Source organism: Haloplanus sp., from assembly GCF_028275055.1.
Classification (GTDB): Archaea; Halobacteriota; Halobacteria; order Halobacteriales; family Haloferacaceae; genus Haloplanus.
In genome coordinates this window covers 1-19,289 of sequence record NZ_JAQCNJ010000052.1, presented here as the reverse complement: position 1 = coordinate 19,289, position 19,289 = coordinate 1, and the positions used below count along the sequence as shown (strand labels likewise).

20 protein-coding genes and 1 tRNA gene are annotated in these 19,289 nt (G+C 66.2%); 11 read left to right on the top strand and 10 right to left on the bottom strand.

Annotated features, from left to right (window positions below):
- The first annotated feature begins 118 nt into the window (after positions 1-118).
- From Q0925_RS07110 to Q0925_RS07095, 4 genes are read left to right on the top strand one after another with little or no spacing between them, the layout of a single operon-like run.
- Complete coding sequence (locus Q0925_RS07110) at positions 119-559, top strand: hypothetical protein (protein WP_299333356.1); 441 nt, start codon at positions 119-121, stop codon at positions 557-559.
- Positions 560-590: 31 nt separating this feature from the next.
- Complete coding sequence (locus Q0925_RS07105) at positions 591-1,766, top strand: inorganic phosphate transporter (RefSeq protein ID WP_299333354.1); 1,176 nt, start codon at positions 591-593, stop codon at positions 1,764-1,766.
- A 52-nt stretch (positions 1,767-1,818) separates the two neighbouring features.
- Complete coding sequence (locus Q0925_RS07100; protein ID WP_299333351.1) at positions 1,819-2,760, top strand: 1,4-dihydroxy-2-naphthoate polyprenyltransferase; 942 nt, start codon at positions 1,819-1,821, stop codon at positions 2,758-2,760.
- Positions 2,760-3,836 carry a mandelate racemase/muconate lactonizing enzyme family protein gene (locus tag Q0925_RS07095; protein ID WP_299333349.1) on the top strand — a complete coding sequence of 359 codons (1,077 nt, stop codon included), beginning with the start codon at positions 2,760-2,762 and terminating at the stop codon, positions 3,834-3,836. The genes Q0925_RS07100 and Q0925_RS07095 overlap by 1 nt, the downstream gene beginning before the upstream one ends.
- A gap of 139 nt (positions 3,837-3,975) precedes the next feature.
- Here Q0925_RS07095 and Q0925_RS07090 read toward each other — a convergent pair whose 3' ends face one another.
- From Q0925_RS07090 to Q0925_RS07055, 8 genes are all read right to left on the bottom strand, one after another.
- Positions 3,976-4,821, bottom strand: coding sequence for a hypothetical protein (locus Q0925_RS07090; RefSeq protein WP_299333347.1), 846 nt, complete (start codon positions 4,819-4,821; stop codon positions 3,976-3,978).
- A gap of 202 nt (positions 4,822-5,023) precedes the next feature.
- The gene (pyrI, locus tag Q0925_RS07085; protein ID WP_299333345.1) at positions 5,024-5,515 is read right to left on the bottom strand and encodes an aspartate carbamoyltransferase regulatory subunit; all 492 of its coding nucleotides are present in this window, start codon (positions 5,513-5,515) and stop codon (positions 5,024-5,026) included.
- Complete coding sequence (pyrB, locus tag Q0925_RS07080) at positions 5,512-6,426, bottom strand: aspartate carbamoyltransferase (protein WP_299333342.1); 915 nt, start codon at positions 6,424-6,426, stop codon at positions 5,512-5,514. Before pyrB ends, pyrI begins: the two co-directional genes overlap by 4 nt.
- A 54-nt stretch (positions 6,427-6,480) precedes the next feature.
- Positions 6,481-7,734, bottom strand: coding sequence for a Glu/Leu/Phe/Val family dehydrogenase (locus Q0925_RS07075; RefSeq protein ID WP_299333339.1), 1,254 nt, complete (start codon positions 7,732-7,734; stop codon positions 6,481-6,483).
- A 108-nt stretch (positions 7,735-7,842) separates the two neighbouring features.
- A complete protein-coding gene (locus Q0925_RS07070) occupies positions 7,843-8,238 on the bottom strand; it encodes a hypothetical protein (protein WP_299333336.1) in 396 nt (131 codons plus the stop codon).
- Between the two features lie 90 nt (positions 8,239-8,328).
- A complete protein-coding gene (locus Q0925_RS07065) occupies positions 8,329-9,177 on the bottom strand; it encodes a class 1 fructose-bisphosphatase (protein ID WP_299333334.1) in 849 nt (282 codons plus the stop codon).
- Positions 9,177-9,989, bottom strand: a complete 813-nt coding sequence (locus Q0925_RS07060; protein ID WP_299333332.1) for a class I fructose-bisphosphate aldolase — start codon at positions 9,987-9,989, stop codon at positions 9,177-9,179. Before Q0925_RS07060 ends, Q0925_RS07065 begins: the two co-directional genes overlap by 1 nt.
- Before the next feature lie 244 nt (positions 9,990-10,233).
- On the bottom strand, positions 10,234-11,247 hold the full coding sequence (locus Q0925_RS07055; protein ID WP_299333329.1) for a two-component system sensor histidine kinase NtrB: 1,014 nt from the start codon (positions 11,245-11,247) through the stop codon (positions 10,234-10,236).
- A gap of 252 nt (positions 11,248-11,499) precedes the next feature.
- On the opposite strand from Q0925_RS07055, the gene Q0925_RS07050 reads away from it, so the two are divergent.
- From Q0925_RS07050 to Q0925_RS07025, 6 genes are all read left to right on the top strand, one after another.
- Complete coding sequence (locus Q0925_RS07050; protein WP_299333326.1) at positions 11,500-12,360, top strand: 3-hydroxyacyl-CoA dehydrogenase family protein; 861 nt, start codon at positions 11,500-11,502, stop codon at positions 12,358-12,360.
- A 361-nt stretch (positions 12,361-12,721) separates the two neighbouring features.
- A complete protein-coding gene (locus Q0925_RS07045) occupies positions 12,722-13,462 on the top strand; it encodes a competence/damage-inducible protein A (RefSeq protein WP_299333323.1) in 741 nt (246 codons plus the stop codon).
- Positions 13,463-13,589: 127 nt separating this feature from the next.
- Entirely contained in the window at positions 13,590-14,483 is an 894-nt protein-coding gene (locus Q0925_RS07040; RefSeq protein WP_299333320.1) for an ABC transporter ATP-binding protein, read from the top strand.
- Positions 14,480-16,342 (top strand): PrsW family intramembrane metalloprotease, encoded by a 1,863-nt coding sequence (locus Q0925_RS07035; protein WP_299333317.1) that lies wholly within the window; start codon positions 14,480-14,482, stop codon positions 16,340-16,342. The genes Q0925_RS07040 and Q0925_RS07035 overlap by 4 nt, the downstream gene beginning before the upstream one ends.
- Complete coding sequence (locus tag Q0925_RS07030) at positions 16,335-17,384, top strand: ABC transporter permease (RefSeq protein WP_299333314.1); 1,050 nt, start codon at positions 16,335-16,337, stop codon at positions 17,382-17,384. The genes Q0925_RS07035 and Q0925_RS07030 overlap by 8 nt, the downstream gene beginning before the upstream one ends.
- A gap of 38 nt (positions 17,385-17,422) precedes the next feature.
- Positions 17,423-17,746, top strand: coding sequence for a DUF5798 family protein (locus tag Q0925_RS07025; protein ID WP_299333311.1), 324 nt, complete (start codon positions 17,423-17,425; stop codon positions 17,744-17,746).
- A 6-nt stretch (positions 17,747-17,752) separates the two neighbouring features.
- On the opposite strand, the gene Q0925_RS07020 is transcribed toward Q0925_RS07025, so the two are convergent.
- Positions 17,753-18,178: a CoA-binding protein gene (locus tag Q0925_RS07020; protein ID WP_299333308.1), complete on the bottom strand. Its 426-nt coding sequence runs from the start codon at positions 18,176-18,178 to the stop codon at positions 17,753-17,755.
- Between the two features lie 67 nt (positions 18,179-18,245).
- Positions 18,246-18,854, bottom strand: a complete 609-nt coding sequence (locus Q0925_RS07015) for an RAD55 family ATPase (protein WP_299333305.1) — start codon at positions 18,852-18,854, stop codon at positions 18,246-18,248.
- A 240-nt stretch (positions 18,855-19,094) separates the two neighbouring features.
- On the opposite strand from Q0925_RS07015, the gene Q0925_RS07010 reads away from it, so the two are divergent.
- Positions 19,095-19,169: transfer RNA gene (locus Q0925_RS07010), tRNA-Arg, on the top strand.
- The last annotated feature ends 120 nt before the right edge of the window (positions 19,170-19,289 follow it).

The following is a 19,289-nucleotide window of genomic DNA, read 5'->3' as shown; positions in this document are numbered from 1 at the left end:
GGGAACGGACGCGAGGCCTCCGACCGCCGGACGGCGCTCCGACGGCCGATCACACACGCAACGACCGAAAGAGAGATAGTATATGTGCGGGCGACAAAGTTCACATGCGTGATAATATATGAAGCCTAATCGTGTCGATTTTTTAGTCGACCTCGCGTACGGTCTGGTTATTCTGTTGTCCGTCGCGCTCATTCTTCTGATCGGCACCGGAGTTGGGGTCGCGTTCGGTATCGGGACGCTCGTCTCGTACGCCATCCACGTCGTCTGGAAGATGTCGCGGTTCGATCCCGAATGGATGACACGGGAGATGACGGAGAAAGTCGAAGAGACGATCACCGAGGAGGTGTCGGAGGAGGTCGCCGAAAACGTCGAGGAGACGATCACCGAGGAGGTGTCGGAGGAGGTCGAACGGACCGTCACCGAGAACGTCGAGCGGACGGTCTCCGAGGAGATGGACGACATCATCGAGCAGCTAAAACAGGTGAACGAACGCGTCGACCGCCGTCCCCGGGCCGACGAAATCGACGGCGAGGGCGACGAGCCGGAAGCGAAACGATGAGGGCCACACGACCGGTAGCCGACGCTCACGCATGATCGGCGCACTCCTGTTTGTCGGCTTCGGCGTTGCCCTGTTCGTCGGGTTCAACATCGGTGGCTCGAACACGGGACCGGCGTTCGGGCCGGCGGTCGGCGCAGGCGTCGTCTCGAAACTCGCCGCCGGCGTGCTCATGTCGGGGTTCTTTTTCATCGGGTCGTGGACCATCGGCCGGCGGGTAGTCAACACGCTCGGCCGGGAACTCGTCACCGACCCCGGCGTGTTCACCATCGAGAGCAGTATCGTCGTCCTGTTTTTTATTGGCGGGGCGTTGTTCGTCGGCAACTACGCCGGCGTCCCCGCCTCGACGTCGATGACGGCCGTCGGGGCCATCGCCGGCCTCGGCGTCGCGGCGGGTGAACTCAACTGGGCCATTATGGGTGAAATCGCCGTCTGGTGGATCGTCGCTCCTCTCGTTGGCTTCTGGGTTTCCGGCGTTGTCGGACGGTACTTTTACCCGCGTATCAACCGCTGGGTCGCCATCGAGAGCACCGACGGGGCGCTTCTGACACTCGATCGGTCGGGAGCCGTCCCGACGCCGAAACTGGGACCGAACACGACACGACGCGAGGCCGTCGGCGCGATGGTCGTCATCGCCATTGGCTGTCTGATGGCCTTCTCCTCGGGCACCTCGAACATCGCAAACGCCATCGCACCGTTGTACGGCGCGGGCGTGGATCTGAACCTCCTCATTCTGCTCGGCTGTGGGGCGGTCACGCTCGGTGCGGTCACCATCGCACGTCGAACGCTCGACACCCTCGGCAACGACATCACCGATCTGCCGCTGACGGCGGCCATCGTCGTCGCGATCATCTCCTCGGGTATCGTCATCGGTCTCTCGGCTATCGGTATACCCGCCTCCTTCGTCATCATCGCGACGATGTCAATCGTCGGACTGGGGTGGGGCCGGGCGACGCGGTCGATCACCGTCTCCGAGGGGGTGCGCGGCGAAAAGAAGCCGAACGTCTCGGTCGGGGCGCTGACGGCCGAGGAGCCGGGCGAGGAGACGCCCGACATCGGCGAGGAAGACCCGTCGGAGACGCCGAGTGCGGCCGAACTGTTCAACCCCGAGACAACGGGTCGGGTCGTTCTCATGCAGAACGTGGTGCCGATCCTCTCGACGGTCGGTGCGTACGCGACCTTCTACGTGTTGTTCCGGTTCTGGTGGTGACCCCGTCCCGAACCGGGAGGCTTTACGCCGCTGGCGTTCTCACGATCGGACGATGAGTACGGAGGAAATCGGGCGGCGACGGGCGTGGGTGATGGCCGCACGGCCACAAACGCTCCCGGCGGCCGCGGCCCCGGTCGCCGTCGGTGTCGGGCTGGCGGTCGGACGGGGCGTCGCCCACCCGCTGGCCGCCGCCGCCGCGTTCGTGGGGGCCGCGCTGATACAGATCGGCACCAACTTCGCCAACGACTACTACGATGCGGTTAAGGGCGCGGACACCGACGGCCGCGAGGGGTTCACGCGGGTGACACAGTCGGGACTCATCGCCCCCGAGGCGGTCAAGCGGGCCACCTACCTCACCTTCGGGGCGGCGATCCTCGTCGGCACGACGCTTGTTTACGTTGGCGGCCTACCGATCCTGATCGTCGGGCTGGTCTCCGTGGCCGCCGGTCTCGCCTACACCGGCGGTCCATACCCGCTTGGCTACCACGGGCTCGGCGACGTCTTTGTGTTCGTCTTTTTCGGGCTCGTCGCCGTCACCGGCACGTACTACGTCCAGGCGGCGGCGGTACTGTCGGAACCGCTCCCGGTGACCGTGCCGCCGGAGACGGTCCCGACCGTCGCGGTCGTCGCCAGTCTCCCCGTCGCCGCGCTGTCGACGGCGATCCTCGTCGTCAACAACGTCCGCGACATGGAAACCGACGCCGAGACCGGCAAGCGAACCCTCGCAGTCCGTGTCGGCTACCGTTGGAGCCGCGTCCAGTACGTCGCCCTCCTGGCGCTGGCCTACCTCGTCCCGCCCGTGGTGTGGCTCGGCTTTTCTGTCGCTCCCGTTGTCTGTCTCCCTCTCCTGACCGTTCCACTCGCCGCGTCGGTCGGCCGGACCGTCTGCACCCGCACCTCCGGCGAGGCGCTCAACCCCGCGCTGGAACGCACCGGCAAACTGCTCGCGGCACACGCCGGCCTCTTCGGGGTCGGACTCGCGGTGGGATTCTGATGGACCGTCGTGACTTTTCGCTCGCGCTCGCCAACCCGCTCGATACCGCACGCGGAACGATCGAGCGCCGTGAGGGGATTCTGATCCGGATCGGGCGGGGCATCGGCGAGGCGACGCCGCTCCCCGGCTGGACGGAGTCGCTTCCGGCGTGTCGACGGGCGCTCGATGCCGTTGACGCCGCACTGGACGGTGGCGGCGCGCCGGTCGTCCTCAACGGCACCGACGACGTGCCGCCCGACCCGTTGTCCGGGGCTCCTGACGCCGTCACCGACCCGTTGGCCGACGCGCCCGCGGCCAGACACGCCGTCGAACTGGCCGTTCTCGACGCCCGCAGCCGGGACACCGGACGGTCGTTGGCCGCGCTTCTCGCCGCGGAGCCGGCCACGTCGGTTCCGGTTAACGCGACCATCGGCGACGCGTCGGTCGCGGAGACTGTCGAGGCCGCACGCGAGGCCGTCGACGCCGGCTTCGACTGCCTGAAGATGAAAGTCGGCGTCGGCGATTTGGAACGCGATGTGGCGCGGCTTCGGGCGGTGCGAGCGGCCGTCGGGTCGGTCGACCTCCGGGCAGACGCCAACGGCGCGTGGGACCGCGAAACGGCCCACGAGGCAATCGACGCGCTCGCCGGAATCGATCTCTCCTATCTCGAACAGCCGCTTGCAGCGGCCGACCTCGCCGGCCACGCTGCCCTCCGTGACCGCGGGGTCGAGGTTGCACTCGACGAGACGCTGGCCGAGCGGTCGCCGGCGGCGGTCCTCGCCGCCGACGCGGCGGACGTTCTCGTTTTGAAGCCGATGGCGCTCGGCGGGCCAGCCCGCACCGTCCGGGTCGCACGCGACGCATGTGCGGCGGGCGTCGATCCCGTCGTCACGACCACCGTCGACGCCGCAATCGCCCGAACGGCCGCGGCCCACGCCGCAGCCGCCATCCCCGCCGTTCGGGCCTGCGGGCTGGCGACGGGGGACGCCCTCGAAGCCGACCTGGTCCCCGACCCGATCCCTGTTGCGGGCGGTCGGGTCACCGTTCCGGACGGTCCGGGAACCACCGTCGATGCCGTCGGGAGGCTGTTCGGATGAGCGGTGCCGTTATGCGGCTGCCGATCGGTGAAAACGTATGACGACCGGTCGCCTGCTCTTTGCGCTCACGTTGTTTGCGATGCTCGTGTTCATTCTCGGCATCGTCGTCGTCTGGGCGCTCTCCTACGGCCCGTTGTGATCACTCGGACCCCTCGTCGCCGTGTGTGACACCGTCACGACGGTCGGCCCGGAGCCGACGGATCGCCGCCGCGGTGTTCGAGGCGTCGTAGCCGAAGTAGACGGCGTCGGCGTACGCCTCCGCAACCGTCGTCGCGTCGACGAGGGCGTCGACATCCACCTCGACGGCGTACAGTTCGACGCCCAAGCGGGCGTCGAGGCCGGCCAGACGGCTCTCGAACCCGTTGGCGATGGTCTCGAGCCAGTAGGTGGTCCCGTAGGCGGTGTCGTAGATGGGTGCGACGAACTCCTCGACGTGTGGGGCGAGCGCCTCGATGTCGAGGCCGCTCCGGGCCCGGAGGTGACCGGGGTACGGATCCGGGTAGCAGGTGAGATAGAGGTCGCCGGGAACCCGTTCCCGGACCGCGGTAACGAAGTCGGTGACGACGGAGGCACGCCAGTCCTTGCGGTCGCCGAATCCACTCTCGGCGAAGCGGCGGTCACAGCGCTCACACCGACAGTAGCCGTCGCGGGGAAAGCCCACGTCGTCGAGTCGGAGGTCCGGCGATTCGGCGACACAGTCCTCGACGATTTCGAGAACGCCCTCGCGGTACCGGTCGTGGGTCGGGCAGACGTACGACCAGTCGAAGTAGGGTCTGTCGCGGGTCGCGGGCCGCCCCTCGGCGTCGACAGCGGCCATATCAGTGTCGTCGCCGACGGCGGCGTTGTCGCCGAACGTCGACACCATGTTGACACCCGTCGAGAGTGGGGCCGCCGCCCGGCCGGTCACGTCTTTCACCTCGTAGAAGCCGGTGTCGAAGGTCGACCACTCCAGTTCCTCGGCGTTTCGCGTGACGACCCCGTACATGCCGGTCGTCTGGCAGTACGAGCGCGTAGCGGGTAAATGGCGCGGTGGGCGAACCGCATTAAAAACCGGGCGGTCGTTACTCGTCGACGTCGACTTCCACGGGGTTCTTATCGCCCGAGAGCAGGACGTAGCCGATCGCAAGCAGTGCCAACACGAGGATGAACTTCGTCTTACCGGACATGTCATGTCGTTGGACCACCGCTCACAAAGCGGTTTCGCCTACACCCCGGGCGTCGATACGCTCTGCCACATCGCCTTCGCGGACGATGGTGCCACAGTACGAGCACCGAACGCCGTTGTCGAACACCTCGAACTCGGTTCGGACGGGTTCGTCGGCGTTCGTGATGCAGTTGTGGTTCGGACAGACCAGAATGCCTGTCACCGAGGTGGTGCGTTCCACCCGGTTTTTGTCGACCACGTCGAAGTCGCGGATGATATTGATCGTCGCTTCGGGGGCGATCAACGAGAGCACGTCGACCTCCGACTGACTGAGTTCGCGTCCCTCCACTTTCACCACGTCCTTTCGACCCAATTTGTCGCTGGGGACGTTCATCCCGATGCTGACCGTCTCATCGCCCTCCCCGTCGATGCCCAGGATTGCGAGCACGTTCAACGCCTGCCCGCCGGTGACGTGGTCGATAACGGTGCCGTCGCGGATCTTGCTGACGCGGAGTTCCTCGTTCGTGTCGCTCATCGGTCGCCTCCAAGCAGGATGTCCAGTAGCGCCATGCGGACGGGGACGCCGTTGTGTGCCTGTTCGAAATACCTCGCACGCGCCGTCTCGTCGACCTCCGGTGCGATCTCGTCGACCCGTGGGAGCGGATGCATCACGGTCAGATCGGGGTGAGCGTCCGACAGCGTCCCGTTGTCGATGCGGTACTCGCCGGCGACGGCGCGGTACTCCCGTTCCTCGGGGAAGCGTTCGCGCTGGATGCGTGTGACGTACAACACGTCCAACTCCGGAAGTACCTCCTCAAGACCGGTGTGTTCGCGGACCTGCGCGCCCGCCTCGTGGAGGTCGTATCGGACGTTCCGGGGGAGACGCAGACTCTCCGGACTGATGAAATGTTGACGCACATCGAAGTTGGTCAGGGCGTGGGCCAGCGAGTGGACGGTCCGGCCGTACTTCAGATCACCCATGATCCCCACGGTGATGCCGTCGAGACCGGCGTTCTCGCGGATCGTATACAGGTCGAGCAGCGTTTGACTCGGGTGCTGGCCCGCCCCGTCGCCCGCGTTCACCAAGGGGACATCGACGAACTCGGAGGCGAGTTTCGCGGAGCCCTCGCTCGGGTGGCGAAGCACCATCGCGTCGGCGTACCCCTCGATCACGCGGACGGTGTCGGCGAGGCTTTCGCCTTTTTTTACGGACGAGGACTCGACCGACCCCATGTCGATCGTCTCGCCGCCGAGGCGCTTCATCGCCGACTCGAAACTCATCTTCGTCCGGGTGCTCGGCTCGAAAAAGCAGAGCGCGAGAACGTGGCCGTCGTGACTCCCGTGGCCTGCTCTCCCCGCGGAATCGACCGATTCGGCGCGGTCGAGCACCGCCTCGATGTCGTCCCGAGAGAGGTGGGCCGCGCTGATGAGGTGGTCCTCCAACATTACCTGTGTGAGCCACCCGCGTCGTCTTGAATCCCCCGGGACGGATCGCTCGGTTTAGGGCCAGTTGCCCGCGTCGGTGAAGGCGTCGATCACCCGTTCGAGGGCAACGACGTACGCCGCGGTTCGGATGTCCGGCACGTCGTAGGACTCGTAGGCCTCGACCAGTCGGTCGAACGCCTCGGTGATGACCCGTTCGAGTTCGTCGTTGACGCGGGCCTCAGTCCACGAGAACTGTTGTCGGTTCTGCACCCACTCGAAGTAAGAGACGGTCACGCCCCCGGCGTTGGCGAGAATGTCGGGAAAGACGTAGACATCGCGGTCGGTGAGGACGTTATCGGCGTCGGGAGTCAGCGGGCCGTTCGCCGCTTCGACGATCACGTCGGCCCGCACGTCGCGGGCGGTTGCCGCATCGACGGCGTTCTCCAGAGCCGCCGGCACCAGGAGGTCGACATCGGCGGCGAGCAGTTCCTCGTTCGACAGTTCGCGATCCGCGCCGGCAAATCCACCGACTGCGCCGGTCTCCCGCTTGTGTGTCGTCACCGCACCGATGTCGAGTCCGTCCGTGGCGTAGACGCCGCCCCGCGAGTCGCTGACGGCGACGACCGACGCGCCGACATCGTCGAGGAGTCTCGCTGCGACCGATCCAGCGTTGCCGAACCCCTGTACCGCGACCGTCGCACCGTCGATGCCCCGGCCGAGGTAGTCGAAGGCCTCCCGGGCGGTGAGCATCGTCGACCGGCCCGTCGCCGCGACACGGCCGGCGCTTCCCCCCGAAGACGGAGCCTTTCCGGTGACGACGCCGGGTTCGGACGTCCGTTCCAAGGTTTCGTAGGTGTCTTTGATCCAGTTCATCTCCCGTTGCCCGGTGTTCACGTCGGGCGCGGGGATGTCGCGCTCCGCACCGATGAGCGGCCGGAGTTCGACGGCGAACGCGCGCGTGATCCGTTCGAGTTCGCCCGCGGAGTAGCCCCGTGGGTCGAACGCGATGCCGCCTTTTGCGCCGCCGTACGGGATGTCCACCACGGCACACTTGTACGTCATCCATCCGGCGAGCGCCCGCACCTCGTCCTCGGTGACGTTCGGGTGGTACCGGATCCCGCCCTTGTACGGTCCGCGGTCGCCGTTGAACTGCACCCGGTAGGCGTCGAACTGTTCGATCGATCCGTCGTCCATATCCACCGAAAGCGTCGTCGACAGCACGCGCTCCGGGTGTTTGAGCCGGCCGATCACGCCGTCGCCGGCATCAACGTAGGCGGCCGCGTCATCGATCTGTTCTTTCAGGCTCTCGAACGGGTTGATGTCCGGCATCTGGTGTCCGATTCACCCCCGATGAATACAGTCTTTTCGACCTGACAGACGCGTCACGGCTCACGCCACACCATGCCGGGCCACGCCACTGCCGCCGTGGTCCGCGACTCACGCCAACACGACACCGATCGTGAGAACGTTCACTGCCGCCGCGCCGAGCCACGGGACCGCCAGTGCGGCGGGGACGAGTCCGCGGACGGATTCGGGAAGCAGAACCCAGCCACCGACGGCGACGGCGAGTGCCGCCCCCTTTAGGAGCGCGATGGCGGGGACGACGCCGATGCTCGCGATGAGGCCGGCGGCGACGGGGTTGCGCTCGGTCAGACCGATACCGATGCCGTAGACGGTGAGTACGGCGTCTAGAACCGATCCGACGACGACGGCGGCCCAGAGCGGCGTGGCGTAGGTCGTCGTCAGGGTGGCGACGCGGGAGGCCAGCGCACCGCCGACCGCCGGGCCAACCGTCTCGGATTCCGCGGCCCGACCGGGGTCACTCGTTGCCATGCGTTATCGGTGGCACACCATAAAAATGAGTATACGCCGCTTACACCGTGGAAATGACTCGTTTCCACCGGTCAACGAGCCATTGTAGCCTTACTCGAGTGTCGATTCCAGCCGGTCGACCAGTGACGCGTTACCCATATACACCGGCGTTCGGTCGTGGAGACCGTCCGGGTCGACGTCGAGTACCGATCCCGTTCCGTCGGACGCCCGGCCGCCGGCCGACTCGATCACGTAGCCCACCGGGTTCCCTTCGAACTGGAGCCGGAGTTTGCCCGACGGCGCCGATTCCAGTGTGGGGTACGCGAACACGCCGCCGTAGGTGAGCACCTGATTCACGTCGCCGATCATCGCCCCGCCGTACCGGAGCTTGAGTTCGGATTCGATCTCCTCGGCGTACGCGGCGAACTTCCTCGGCCAGTCCGGAACGCGCCCGCCGAAGCCGTACACCGTCGGGTCGTCGGGGAGGGTGACGGCCTCGCGGAGCGGTGTCGCCGATCCGTTCTCGATCAGGTACTCCGTGACCGATCCCGCGTGGGCGAATGCCATGGTCGTGATCGGGCCATAAAGAACGTAGCCCGCGGCGATCAGATCCCGGCCGCGGGCGGGGAGAGGCGCGTCGTAAACGCCGACGATGGTCCCCATGACGTTGTTGGGTTTGAGGTTCGAGGAGCCATCAAGCGGGTCGACGGCGACCGAAAGTCCCTCGCCGACGTCGACGACGCCGCGTTGCTCCTCGCTGGCGTACTCGCCGACGCCGTCGATGCCGCCGAGTCGCTCCTCTAGGAGGTCGTCGGCGTACTCGTCGGCGGCCAGCCGCCGGTCCCCGGAGGGGTTTTTCTCCTCGCCCTTCTCGCGGCGGCCGGGGAGACCGGCCCGAACACCGGGCGCTGCCGCGGCCAGCGTCTCGCGTACCGCCGCGACCGTGTCGGATCGGTCCATCAGTCGTCGGCCACGAGGGCGTCGTTCGTCGCCAGCGCCTCGTCGACGGACGCCTCCTCGAAGATGACGGCTTCGAGACCGTCGAGGAGAGCCTCGGGGTTCTCCCGCTGGAACACGTTGCGCCCCACCGCGAGCCCCGACGCGCCGGCGCTGACCGCCTCGGCGACCGTCGAGAGAAACGCCTCGTCGCTGGTTTTCGATCCGCCGCTCATGACGACCTTCATCTCCCCCGCGTTGTCCACGGCCCACTCCATCGCGTCCGCGGAGCCGGGATACTTCACCTTCGCGATGTCCGCACCGAGTTCCAGCCCGAGGCGGGTGGCGTAGGCGATGGTTTCGGGGCTCGTGTCGTCTCTCAACCCCTGTCCGCGTGGATACGACCACATCACGACGCCCATGTCGTGGTCGCGGGCCGCCTCCTGTGCGTCACGGAACTCCTCGGCCATGTCGACCTCGTGGTTGGAGCCACCGTACAACGTGAAGCCGATGGCGTCGGCCCCAACCTCGGCCGCGTACTCGACCGACCAGTTGACCGCCGAGTCGGGTTCGCCCATCCAGAGATTACTCGTGCCGTTGAGCTTCGCCAGAAGCGTTACGTCGTTCTCGTAGGACGGGTAGTACGCCTCGGCGACACCCTTCTGGACGGCGACAGCCGTCACGGCATCATGGGTGCCGACGTCGAACACGGTCGCCGGGTCGCTGGTTTCGGGAACCGAATCGAAGTCGACCGGTCCGTGCTCGAGGCCGTGGTCGTACGCGAGAATCAGTGCCTTGCCGTCGCGGGTGATCGCGGAGTCGGCGCCGGGGATCATGTACTCAAACGTTCCGGCAAAATACCACATAAAGCGTGTGGTCGGCGGTGCGGTTTCGAGTGGCGCCGGCTCGTCGAGGGTCGGGTTCGTCGGAAGCCACGACCCGACACGGGACACGCCGGGCGTGTGGGGTCGGAGCGAGCGGGCGACACCCCGCGGTGTCGACACGATGGGGAGGCCACCGTTGAGGCGGGACGGCGACGGATGCTGTGGATCGACACGCTCCCCACGGCCCCGGGTCGTCCTACTCGCTGTCGACGAACTCGATGGCCGTGACCTCGAACCGAGCACCGCCGTGGTCCGTGTCAACCACCGAAACGTCCCAGCCGTGAGCGCCAATGACGGACCGAACCACAGAGAGACCGTACCCCGTCCCGTCCTCACGGGCCGTGTACCCGTGGTCGAACACCCGGTCGCGATCACCCTCGGGAATACCGGGACCGTCGTCTTCGACGTAGAAGCCGTGCTGAAGCGCCCCGATCCGGACGGTGACATCGTCACCGCCGTGTTCGGCGCTGTTCCGTAACAGGTTCTCGAACACCTGCACCAGCCGGTCGGGGTCGGCCATCACCCTCGGGACCGCCTCGTACCGGAGTGTCGCCGTCTCGGGGAGCGCACCCGTTCTGGCGATCTCGAGAACGGTGCCGATGTCGGTCGGTTCGGGCTGTTCGACCACCTGCCCTTGTCTGGCCACACGGAGCAGGTCATCGACGAGTCGCTCCATCCGGTCGGTCGTCCGCTCGATCACCTCGATGTGTTTGTCGTCGCCGGTCCGCTTGTACTGATTCAGGTGGCCGCTGAGGACGTTGAGCGGGTTTCGAAGGTCGTGGCTGAGAATGTCTGTGAACTCCTTCAGCCGATCGTTCTGTCGTTCGAGCATCCGCTCGTGTTGTTTTCGCGTGGTCGTGTCTTGGACGATGACCGCGTAGCCGTCGAACTCCTCGTCCGACAACGACGAAATCGTGCAGGTGCCCCAAAACACCGACCCGTCGGCTCGTTCGTGCCACCTGTTGGACTCGACGGGTCCGTCCGTCGTCTCGGCGAGCAGATCCTCTGCGGGAGGTGGCTCCCCCCGTTCCTCGGCAAAGAGCATCCCCAGTCGACGGCCGGTGATATCGTCGGCGTCGTAGCCGTAGAAGCGCTGTGCGACCTCGGGCCACATCGAGATGTGTCCCTCGGCGCCGAGCATGAACAACGCGTGGTCGGCCACCCCCTCGAGCAGTTGTTGGTACGTGTCCCGCACTGTGGTGCCACTCACATCGGGTGTTGGTCGTCTGCACGTAATAATGACTTCTAAATTGAGTGTCATGGTTTTTTTGATAAATCGGGTCACACGTGCCTGCCCGCATCGGCACACCGCCCCCACGAACCGGGGGCTCGCCTTTGCCGGTCGAACTCGCGGGTCGCGGGTCGTGGGTGAGCCGAGTGTACGGAGCGGGGCCCGTCCGGGCTCCGGCGACCGGTCCGACGGGACGCTACCCTTACAACCCTACCACGCGGAGGAGTGACCATGCGTGACCTACAGGATATCGACACCGTCGGTGTCGTCGGCGCTGGGACGATGGGAAGCGGCATCGCACAGGTTGCCGCGACCGCCGACTACGACGTCGTGATGCGGGACATCGAGCGGTCGCTGATCGACGAGGGGCTTGACCGCATCGACGACAGCCTCTCCCGATTCGTCGAGAAAGAACAGTTGTCGCGCTCGGAGGCCGACACGGCCGCCGACCGGGTTACCGGGACGACCGACCTTGACGACCTGGCCGACTGCGACTACGTGGTCGAGGCCGTTATCGAGAACATGGAGATCAAGCGGGACATCTTCGCCGACCTCGATGCCATCGTCGACGACGACGTCGTGGTGGCGACCAACACGTCGACGCTCTCGATCACCACCATCGCCTCGGCGACCGACCGCCCCGAACTCGTCGTCGGTCTCCACTTTATGAACCCCGCACCGATCATGGAGGGTCTCGAACTCGTCGTCGGCGAGCGCACGAGCCCCGAAACCGTCGCTCTCTCACACGACTTCGCCGAGGACCTCGGGAAGACGACGTGGGAATCCGACGACAAACCGGGCTTTGTCGTCAACCGAGTGCTGATGCCGTGGATCAACGAGGGGATCCGTGCCTACGACGAGGGTGTCGCGGGCAAAGCGGACATGGACGCCGGCCTGAAACTCGGCACGAACGTCCCGATGGGACCGCTCGAACTCGCCGACCACATCGGCCTCGACGTCTGTCTCGACGCCAGCCAGACGCTGGCCGAGGAACTCGGCGACCGGTACAAGCCGCCCTATCTGCTCAAGCGGAAGGTCGACGCCGGTGATCTCGGCCGAAAAACGGGCCGGGGCTTCTACGAGTACGAGTAATTCGACGGAACGATACCGGCCCGCCACCCCCACGTCATAACGCGGTGGCCGACCGGCCACCGAGGGCTGTGTGGTCGACAGCCCCCCGTCCCCGAGAGGCTCCGTTGCCTGCCCGTCCTCGACGGCGGGTTGTGCCGGTGTCTGGGTGTTCGTCCGGGCCGTCACCGGACCGACGATGCCGGGGGCTACGGTGACACCCCCGTCCCCCGAGCGGGACCGCCTGCTTCTCTCGGGTGCGCCGTCGGGCGTGTCGGCGCGGACGCTCGCCCGGCGTGTGTCTCCGGACAGCGGACGGGATGGCGTCCGACGGGCCGTGATCGAGACGGGTGCTTTTTATTCGCTCTCAACGAGGTCCCAACCGATGGAAGTCGCCATCCTCACCGTCGGCGACGAGGTACTGGCGGGCGATACGGAGAACACGAACGCGACGTGGCTCGCCGGCCGACTCACCGACGCTGGCGCGACGGTTGAGCGGATTCTCACCCTCCCGGATGACCGCGATGCCATCGCGGCCGTCGTCCGCGGCTGGCGCGAATCCTTCGACGCCGTCGTCGTCACCGGCGGCCTCGGTGGAACCCACGACGATGTGACCGCAACGGCCGTCGCCGACGCGTTCGGCCGCGGCCTCACAGTCGACCCCGCCGTTCGGGAGGACGTGACCGAGACGGCAGCGGCCTACCGGGAACGCAGCCCTGACCTCGTCGAGGCTCATGACCTCGATCTCGACCTCGACGTGGACGCGTGGGCCGCCCTCCCGGCGGGTAGTCGCCCGCTGATCAACCCCGAGGGACTGTGCCCCGGTTGTGTCGTCGAGAACGTCTACGTTTTCCCGGGCGTGCCGGCGGAGATGCGTGCGTTGTTCGACCTCGTGGCGGCCGAGTTCGGCGGCGACACCGTTTCCAGAACGCTGTACACCCCACAGCCGGAGGGATCGATGATCGACGTTCTCGCGGGCGTCCGTGACCGCTTCGACGTGACGGTCGGAAGCTACCCGAACACGGAGGGACACAACCGGCTGAAACTGACGGGAACCGACGCCGAAGCCGTCGCGGCGGCGGTCGCGTGGCTCCGAGACCGTGTCGACGTCGTCGACGCCGGGTGAGACGGCCGACCGTTCGTCAGTCGAGGCGGTCCGTTCCGGGTCGGGACGCCCCGACCCGGCCGTGCGAGAATCACGACTGATTCTGCGGGCCGTGCGTTTAATCCCCCGCCGTCCATCCGTTCGGGCGATGATCGAGGCAGCGGCCCTCCGCAAGACCTACCGCGACTTTCCTGCGGTCGTCGGGAGCACGTTCGAGGTGGATCGGGGCGAGATCTTCGGCATCGTCGGTCCCAATGGCGCCGGCAAAACGACGACCCTAAAGATGATCGCCGGCCTCGTTGACCCGACGGCCGGTGCCGCGACCGTCGCCGGGTTCGACGCCGCCGACCCAGAGATGCGACGGTCGCTCGGCTTTCTGCCCGAGGAGTCGCCGTTGTACGAGGACATGACCGCGCGGTCGTATCTCCGCTTTTTCGCCGATCTCTACGACGTGCCCGCCGAAACCGCGACCGAACGGATCGAGCGGAACTTGGATCGTCTCGAACTCGACCACCGCGACCGCCGCCTCGGCGACGTGTCAAAGGGGATGAAACGCAAAGTCGCCATCGTGCGATCGCTGGTGAACGATCCCGACGTACTCGTCTACGACGAACCCGCAAGCGGCTTGGATCCGCTGACCACCAACTACGTTCTCGAGTTCGTCCGCGAACTGCGCGACGCCGGCAAGACCGTCCTGTTCAGCGCACACAACCTCTACCACGTCGAGAGCGTCTGTGACCGCGTCGCGATCATGAACCACGGCGAGATCGTCGCCCGTGGCACCGTCCCCGAGATCCGCGAGCAGTACGGCACCACCGAGTATCGCGTGTTCACCTCCCGTCCCGTACCCGACGCCGATACGGAACCGGACGGCGACCGTCACGCCGTCACCGTCGAGGATATGTCCGCAGTCGAGCGGATCCGGGAGCAGGCGGCCGAGCGTGGGGGCGAGGTGGTCGATATCCGGACCCGCGAGCCGAGCCTCGAAGAGATCTTTCTGGATCTGGCGGCCGAGACCGACGGTCTCCGAGGGAAACGGTGAGCGACCGGTCGCCCGCGACGTGGCTCCGGTCGGCCGTCCGGCGTGCCGGCGAGGCGGCGCGATCGGTCGGCCGCATCGCCCGGTGGGAGACACGCCGGAGTGTCGGCGTTCTCGACCGGCGGACGGCGATCCTTGGCGTTCTCGCGCTCCTGGTGGCTGGTGCCGTGGGCGGCGCGGCACTCGTAGGTGGCGGCGCCCTCGACCGCGACATCTACCGGGTCGGCGTGGCCCCCGACAGCCCGTACCACGACGTGGTCGTGGAAGACCCCGCGCTGACCGCCCGGGCCCCGGATCCGAACCAACTCGGCCGGGGGACCGAGGTGGTGATCCGGGATGGGCGGTTCTACGTCGCCGACTCGGCGAAAGCACGGGCCGCGCTGTCGACGCTCCGTGACGCGGTGGGGAGACAGAACCTCGACCGGATGGGTGCAGAGGAGAACACCTCGGCCGCGTTCCCGGTCGTCGTGACCCTGCGCTACACCGACCGGGGTGGCGAAACCCCGACCGACGGCGGTGGATCCAACGGAGACGGTGACGCTGTGGGTGGGACGAGCGCCGATGGTGACGACACCGACACGGCACCGAGCGACGGCACCACGGCCGAACCGAGCGGCGGCCTCGACACGGACGGCGCGACACGAGACGGCCCGGTCGGCGTCCCCTCGCTCGGTGCCGCGGGCGGACTGCTGGGCGGCGGTGACTCCTCCGGGTCGCCGGCCGACATCTCGCCGCCCTTTCCGTTCGCGTCGCTCGTTCTCGCGTTTCTCTTTTTCGTCCCGATGAACTTCGTCATCCAGCCGTACGGCAGTACGATCCTCAACGAGCGGATCAACCATCGGGGCGAACTCCTGTTGGTCACGCCCGTCTCGCCGTCGGCCATCGTCGCGGGGAAGACGCTCCCGTATCTGGGCTTGCTCGTCTCGGTGACCGCGCTCATCACGCTCGCCATCGGCGGCGGCGTGACGAGCGTCGCCGCCGTCGCTCCCGTCGCGACACTCTTTCTCGCCGCCACGTTCGTCGGGGCCATGTTCGCACGCTCGTTCAAGGAACTCACGTTCGTCACCGTCTTTGTCTCCGTTTTCCTCACCTCCTACGCGTTCGTGCCCGCCATCTTCACGAACGTCACGCCGATCGCGCTCATCTCGCCACTGACACTCGTCGTCCGGGATCTCCAAGGCGTCGGCGTCACGGCCGCGGAGTACTGCTTCTCGACCGGCCCCTTCTACGTCGGCTCGACCGTTCTCTTCGCCCTCGGTATCGGCGTCTACCGAGAGGAGGACATGTTCACCCAGCGACCGGTGCCCCTGAAGTTTCTCGACGCGCTCAACAGCCGCATCACCCGCCCCCGCTCCGTGGCGTTGCTGAGCGCGTTCTCGATTCCGTTCGTCTTTATCGCCGAACTCCTGGCTATCGCCGTCCTGTTCGTGCTTCCCGGGACCGTCTCGGTGCCGCTCCTACTGGTCGTCGTCGCGACGGTTGAGGAGGTGGCCAAAAGCGTCCACGTCTACGCCGCCGTCCGCGGGCCGTTCACCGACCGTCGCACCGACGAGTTCGCTCTCCGCCTCGGGGCGCTGTCCGGACTCGGCTTCTTTCTCGGCGAGAAGTTCACCGCGGTCGTCCAGTTCGTCGGTCTCCCGGACCTCGAACTGGGGCGGGCGGCGTTTGTGTCCGTCGGCGACGGCCCGACACTCGCCATCGGTGTCCTCCTGTTGCTCGCACCGCTTGTTCTCCACGCGACGACCGCAAGCGTCGCCGCGCTGGGGGCGAGACGCGGTCGGTACGCGTATCTGGCGGCGCTCGTTCCCGCCATCGGGATTCATGCGGCGTACAACCTCGTGGTGGTGACCGCCATTGCGTGACCCTCGTCTCGTTATCGCACGGCGGGAGCTTCGAACCCTTCGTTCGGAGAAGACCATCGTTCTTGCCCTGCTCATCCAACTGTTCATCGCCGCATTCTCCTCCTTTCTCGTCGTTGGCCTCGTTTCACTGTCCGATCCCGGCAGCGCCGACGGCTTCGAGACGACCATCGGCGTCACCGGCGACGCGCGTGACGACCTCCTGCGTGTCGTCGACGAACAGCCGTCGATGACGGGGGTTGCGTACGACTCCGAGTCGGCGGCACGAACGGCGTTCGAGACGGGAAGCGTCGACGCCGTTCTCCTCGCCGACCGCCGGGCCGGCCGGGTGTTCGTGACGGCAACGGCACCCGATAACAACGTCCAAACGACCGTGATCGTCGTCCAGTTGCGCGACACCCTGTCGGCCTTCGAGCGGAGCGAGCGCGCTGATCGGTCGGCGTCGTTGTCGTCGACGCCGCTTGACCTCCCACCACGGACCCGTTCGCCGCCGTACTACGGGTTCACCTACACCGTGTTGCTCCCTCTGCTGTGTTTCCTCCCCGTGTTTATCAGCGGGTCCATGACGGTCGATTCCCTGACCGAGGAGTTCGACCGGGGGACGCTCGAACTTCTCCGGGCCGCGCCAATCTCGATTGTCGACATCGTCGACGGTAAGGTGTGGGCCGCCGGAGTGCTTGCCCCGGCACAGACCGCGTTGTGGATCGGCCTCCTCGGGGCCAACGGGACGACCGTCCGCCACCCGGTCGCCATTCTCGTCGTCGTCGCCGCGCTGGCGCTGTTGGTGGTCACGCTGGGAGCGACCATCGCCCTGCTCGCTCCCGACCGCCGGGCCGCGCAGTTTCTCTACTCTGTCGGTGTTCTCGCGGCCTTCGGCGGAGCGACGCTTCTCCCCTCAAGTCCGGTCACGACCGTCGCCCGACTCGCCGTCGACAGCGTCGGCCCGGCGTACCCGTTCGTCGTCGCGGGCTACCTCGTCGTCGGCTGTGGCAGCTACCTCCTGCTCCGCCAAGCGGTGCCACGGGCCGACGTGTCCGGGCGATGACCCCGAAACACACACAAGGCCCGCGGCAAAGAGAACGTATGGGTCTTGGAAGCACGGCGAAGAAGCTCCAACAGGTCACCGACATGGCCGAGGACGTGTACGGGCGAATGAACCAACTCCGGGAGCGGGTCCGCGAGATGCAACAGACCGTTGTCGAGACGCGCGATCAGGTCGACGAGATAAACCGCGAACTGGCAGAACAGCGAGCTATCGTCGAGGCGCTTGCCGAGAAAGAGGACATCGACGTGGCCGCCATCACCGCGGATGTCCACGTCGTTGACGCCGAAGCGGTCGCAGGTGACGAGGACGAAGCCGAGGCCGCCGAAAACGGCGACGCGAGCGAGAGGCCGACCGACGCCTAACCGTGATCACCTGAACTCGCCGTAGGCGCGTTTGAGACAACGGTTCTGGACGACGGTTAGGCCGGCGTCGCGGGCGCGGGCCGCCGCGTCGTCATCGCGGACGCCGAGTTGGAGCCAGAATCCACACACGTCTCCGCGGGTCGTCGCCCGCTCGATCACCGCGTCGGCGATGGCACTCACCTCCTCGCTCGGCCGGAACACGTTGACCAGGTCAACGTCGATGGGCACGGCCCCGAGGTCGTTGTAGGCCTGCCGGCCTACCACCGTGTCGTGGTTCGGATTGATCGGGATGATATCGTACCCTCGGTCGACGAGATACGCCGGCACGTCGTGGGCCGCCTTACCCGGCGTCGCGGAACAGCCAACCACGGCCACCGTCTCCGCGTCGAGCAACTCGTCGATGTGGATGTCGGTGTCGGTCGAGTCGGTCATCTTATATTATCGACTGGCCCGTACGTGACGCCGCGGAATGAATCATACGCACACCAACACGCCCCCGCTACCGGGGGAGGTTGGCCGTTGGCTCGCCGTTCTCGTGGGTTTCGATGACGCCGTCGAATAACTGTTTGAGCGTGTTCATTGTTTTGTCGTCGTGTGCCCCGGAGTCGATGGCGTACAGGCCGAGACCGTCGACGCTCTGGACCCGGCCGGTAAAAACGTGGAGGAACCGGAAGACGGTCTGGAGGTCCGAGTACATGAGCAGTGTCGACAACGAGTCCAGCACGACCCGGTTGTATTGAATCCCCTGCGTCTCGTAAAACTCCTCGAGGAGCTCGGAGAATTTGATCCCGACGCCGGTCATATCAATCGGCGACGACGTGTACCGGACCTGCGGATCGTCGCGGGCCTCGTTGACACCCTGTTGACGGGTGACGCAGTCGACCACCGCGACGGGCCTGTCGGTGTAATCGAACCGCTTGGAGAGGTTCTCGAACACACGTTTTGCGCCATCGGTATTGCTGACGACGATAACCCCCTCGTCGTTGCGGACGCCTGTGGCGAGGATGTCGAAGGCGAGGCCGGTTTTGCCGGAAAGCGCAGGACCGGAGAGCAACAGGTTGGTTCCCTCCTCCACCTCGGCGTCCAACGGCGGGCCAAGATCATACATCTCGAACCCTCGCAGAGACTCCGACGAAAGGGAAACTCTCGGTCAACAGACAATACAGCTCGCCGAAGTTCATGAGGTAATGTAACAATATAGTGTGCGAGTAATATTCTTTTTGATTGTCCGAGAATCGAAGGATGAAGCGCCGATGCGTATGAACCACCGGCTGCCGGTCGAAGCCAAAACGACTCGGATGACGAACCGCGTCATTTAATATGGCCGCTCAACTCCATTCGAATGAGTGGGCGCTTAGCTCAGCCTGGACAGAGTGTCTGGCTTCGGACCAGATTGTCGCGGGTTCAAATCCTGCAGCGCCCATCTACCTACGTTCTCATCCAAATCCAACAGACAGCGTAGAGGTGTATATAAATACCCTCACCGAACTGACTGTTGAGTTGAACACGCTACGTGTTCCGGGTGGTCACGTCTGCCGATTTG

Coding starts and splice junctions, on each gene's coding strand:
- Q0925_RS07065 (WP_299333334.1), bottom strand. CDS start 9,177: ATGGACCGATCCGACACGGTCGCGGCGGTACGCGAGACGCTGGCCGCG.
- Q0925_RS07060 (WP_299333332.1), bottom strand. CDS start 9,989: ATGATCCCCGGCGCCGACTCCGCGATCACCCGCGACGGCAAGGCACTG.
- Q0925_RS07045 (WP_299333323.1), top strand. CDS start 12,722: ATGGAAGTCGCCATCCTCACCGTCGGCGACGAGGTACTGGCGGGCGAT.
- Q0925_RS07100 (WP_299333351.1), top strand. CDS start 1,819: ATGAGTACGGAGGAAATCGGGCGGCGACGGGCGTGGGTGATGGCCGCA.
- pyrI (WP_299333345.1), bottom strand. CDS start 5,515: ATGAGCGACACGAACGAGGAACTCCGCGTCAGCAAGATCCGCGACGGC.
- Q0925_RS07070 (WP_299333336.1), bottom strand. CDS start 8,238: ATGGCAACGAGTGACCCCGGTCGGGCCGCGGAATCCGAGACGGTTGGC.
- Q0925_RS07095 (WP_299333349.1), top strand. CDS start 2,760: ATGGACCGTCGTGACTTTTCGCTCGCGCTCGCCAACCCGCTCGATACC.
- Q0925_RS07110 (WP_299333356.1), top strand. CDS start 119: ATGAAGCCTAATCGTGTCGATTTTTTAGTCGACCTCGCGTACGGTCTG.
- Q0925_RS07105 (WP_299333354.1), top strand. CDS start 591: ATGATCGGCGCACTCCTGTTTGTCGGCTTCGGCGTTGCCCTGTTCGTC.
- Q0925_RS07050 (WP_299333326.1), top strand. CDS start 11,500: ATGCGTGACCTACAGGATATCGACACCGTCGGTGTCGTCGGCGCTGGG.
- Q0925_RS07015 (WP_299333305.1), bottom strand. CDS start 18,854: ATGTATGATCTTGGCCCGCCGTTGGACGCCGAGGTGGAGGAGGGAACC.
- Q0925_RS07025 (WP_299333311.1), top strand. CDS start 17,423: ATGGGTCTTGGAAGCACGGCGAAGAAGCTCCAACAGGTCACCGACATG.
- Q0925_RS07075 (WP_299333339.1), bottom strand. CDS start 7,734: ATGCCGGACATCAACCCGTTCGAGAGCCTGAAAGAACAGATCGATGAC.
- Q0925_RS07040 (WP_299333320.1), top strand. CDS start 13,590: ATGATCGAGGCAGCGGCCCTCCGCAAGACCTACCGCGACTTTCCTGCG.
- Q0925_RS07090 (WP_299333347.1), bottom strand. CDS start 4,821: ATGTACGGGGTCGTCACGCGAAACGCCGAGGAACTGGAGTGGTCGACC.
- Q0925_RS07020 (WP_299333308.1), bottom strand. CDS start 18,178: ATGACCGACTCGACCGACACCGACATCCACATCGACGAGTTGCTCGAC.
- pyrB (WP_299333342.1), bottom strand. CDS start 6,426: ATGTTGGAGGACCACCTCATCAGCGCGGCCCACCTCTCTCGGGACGAC.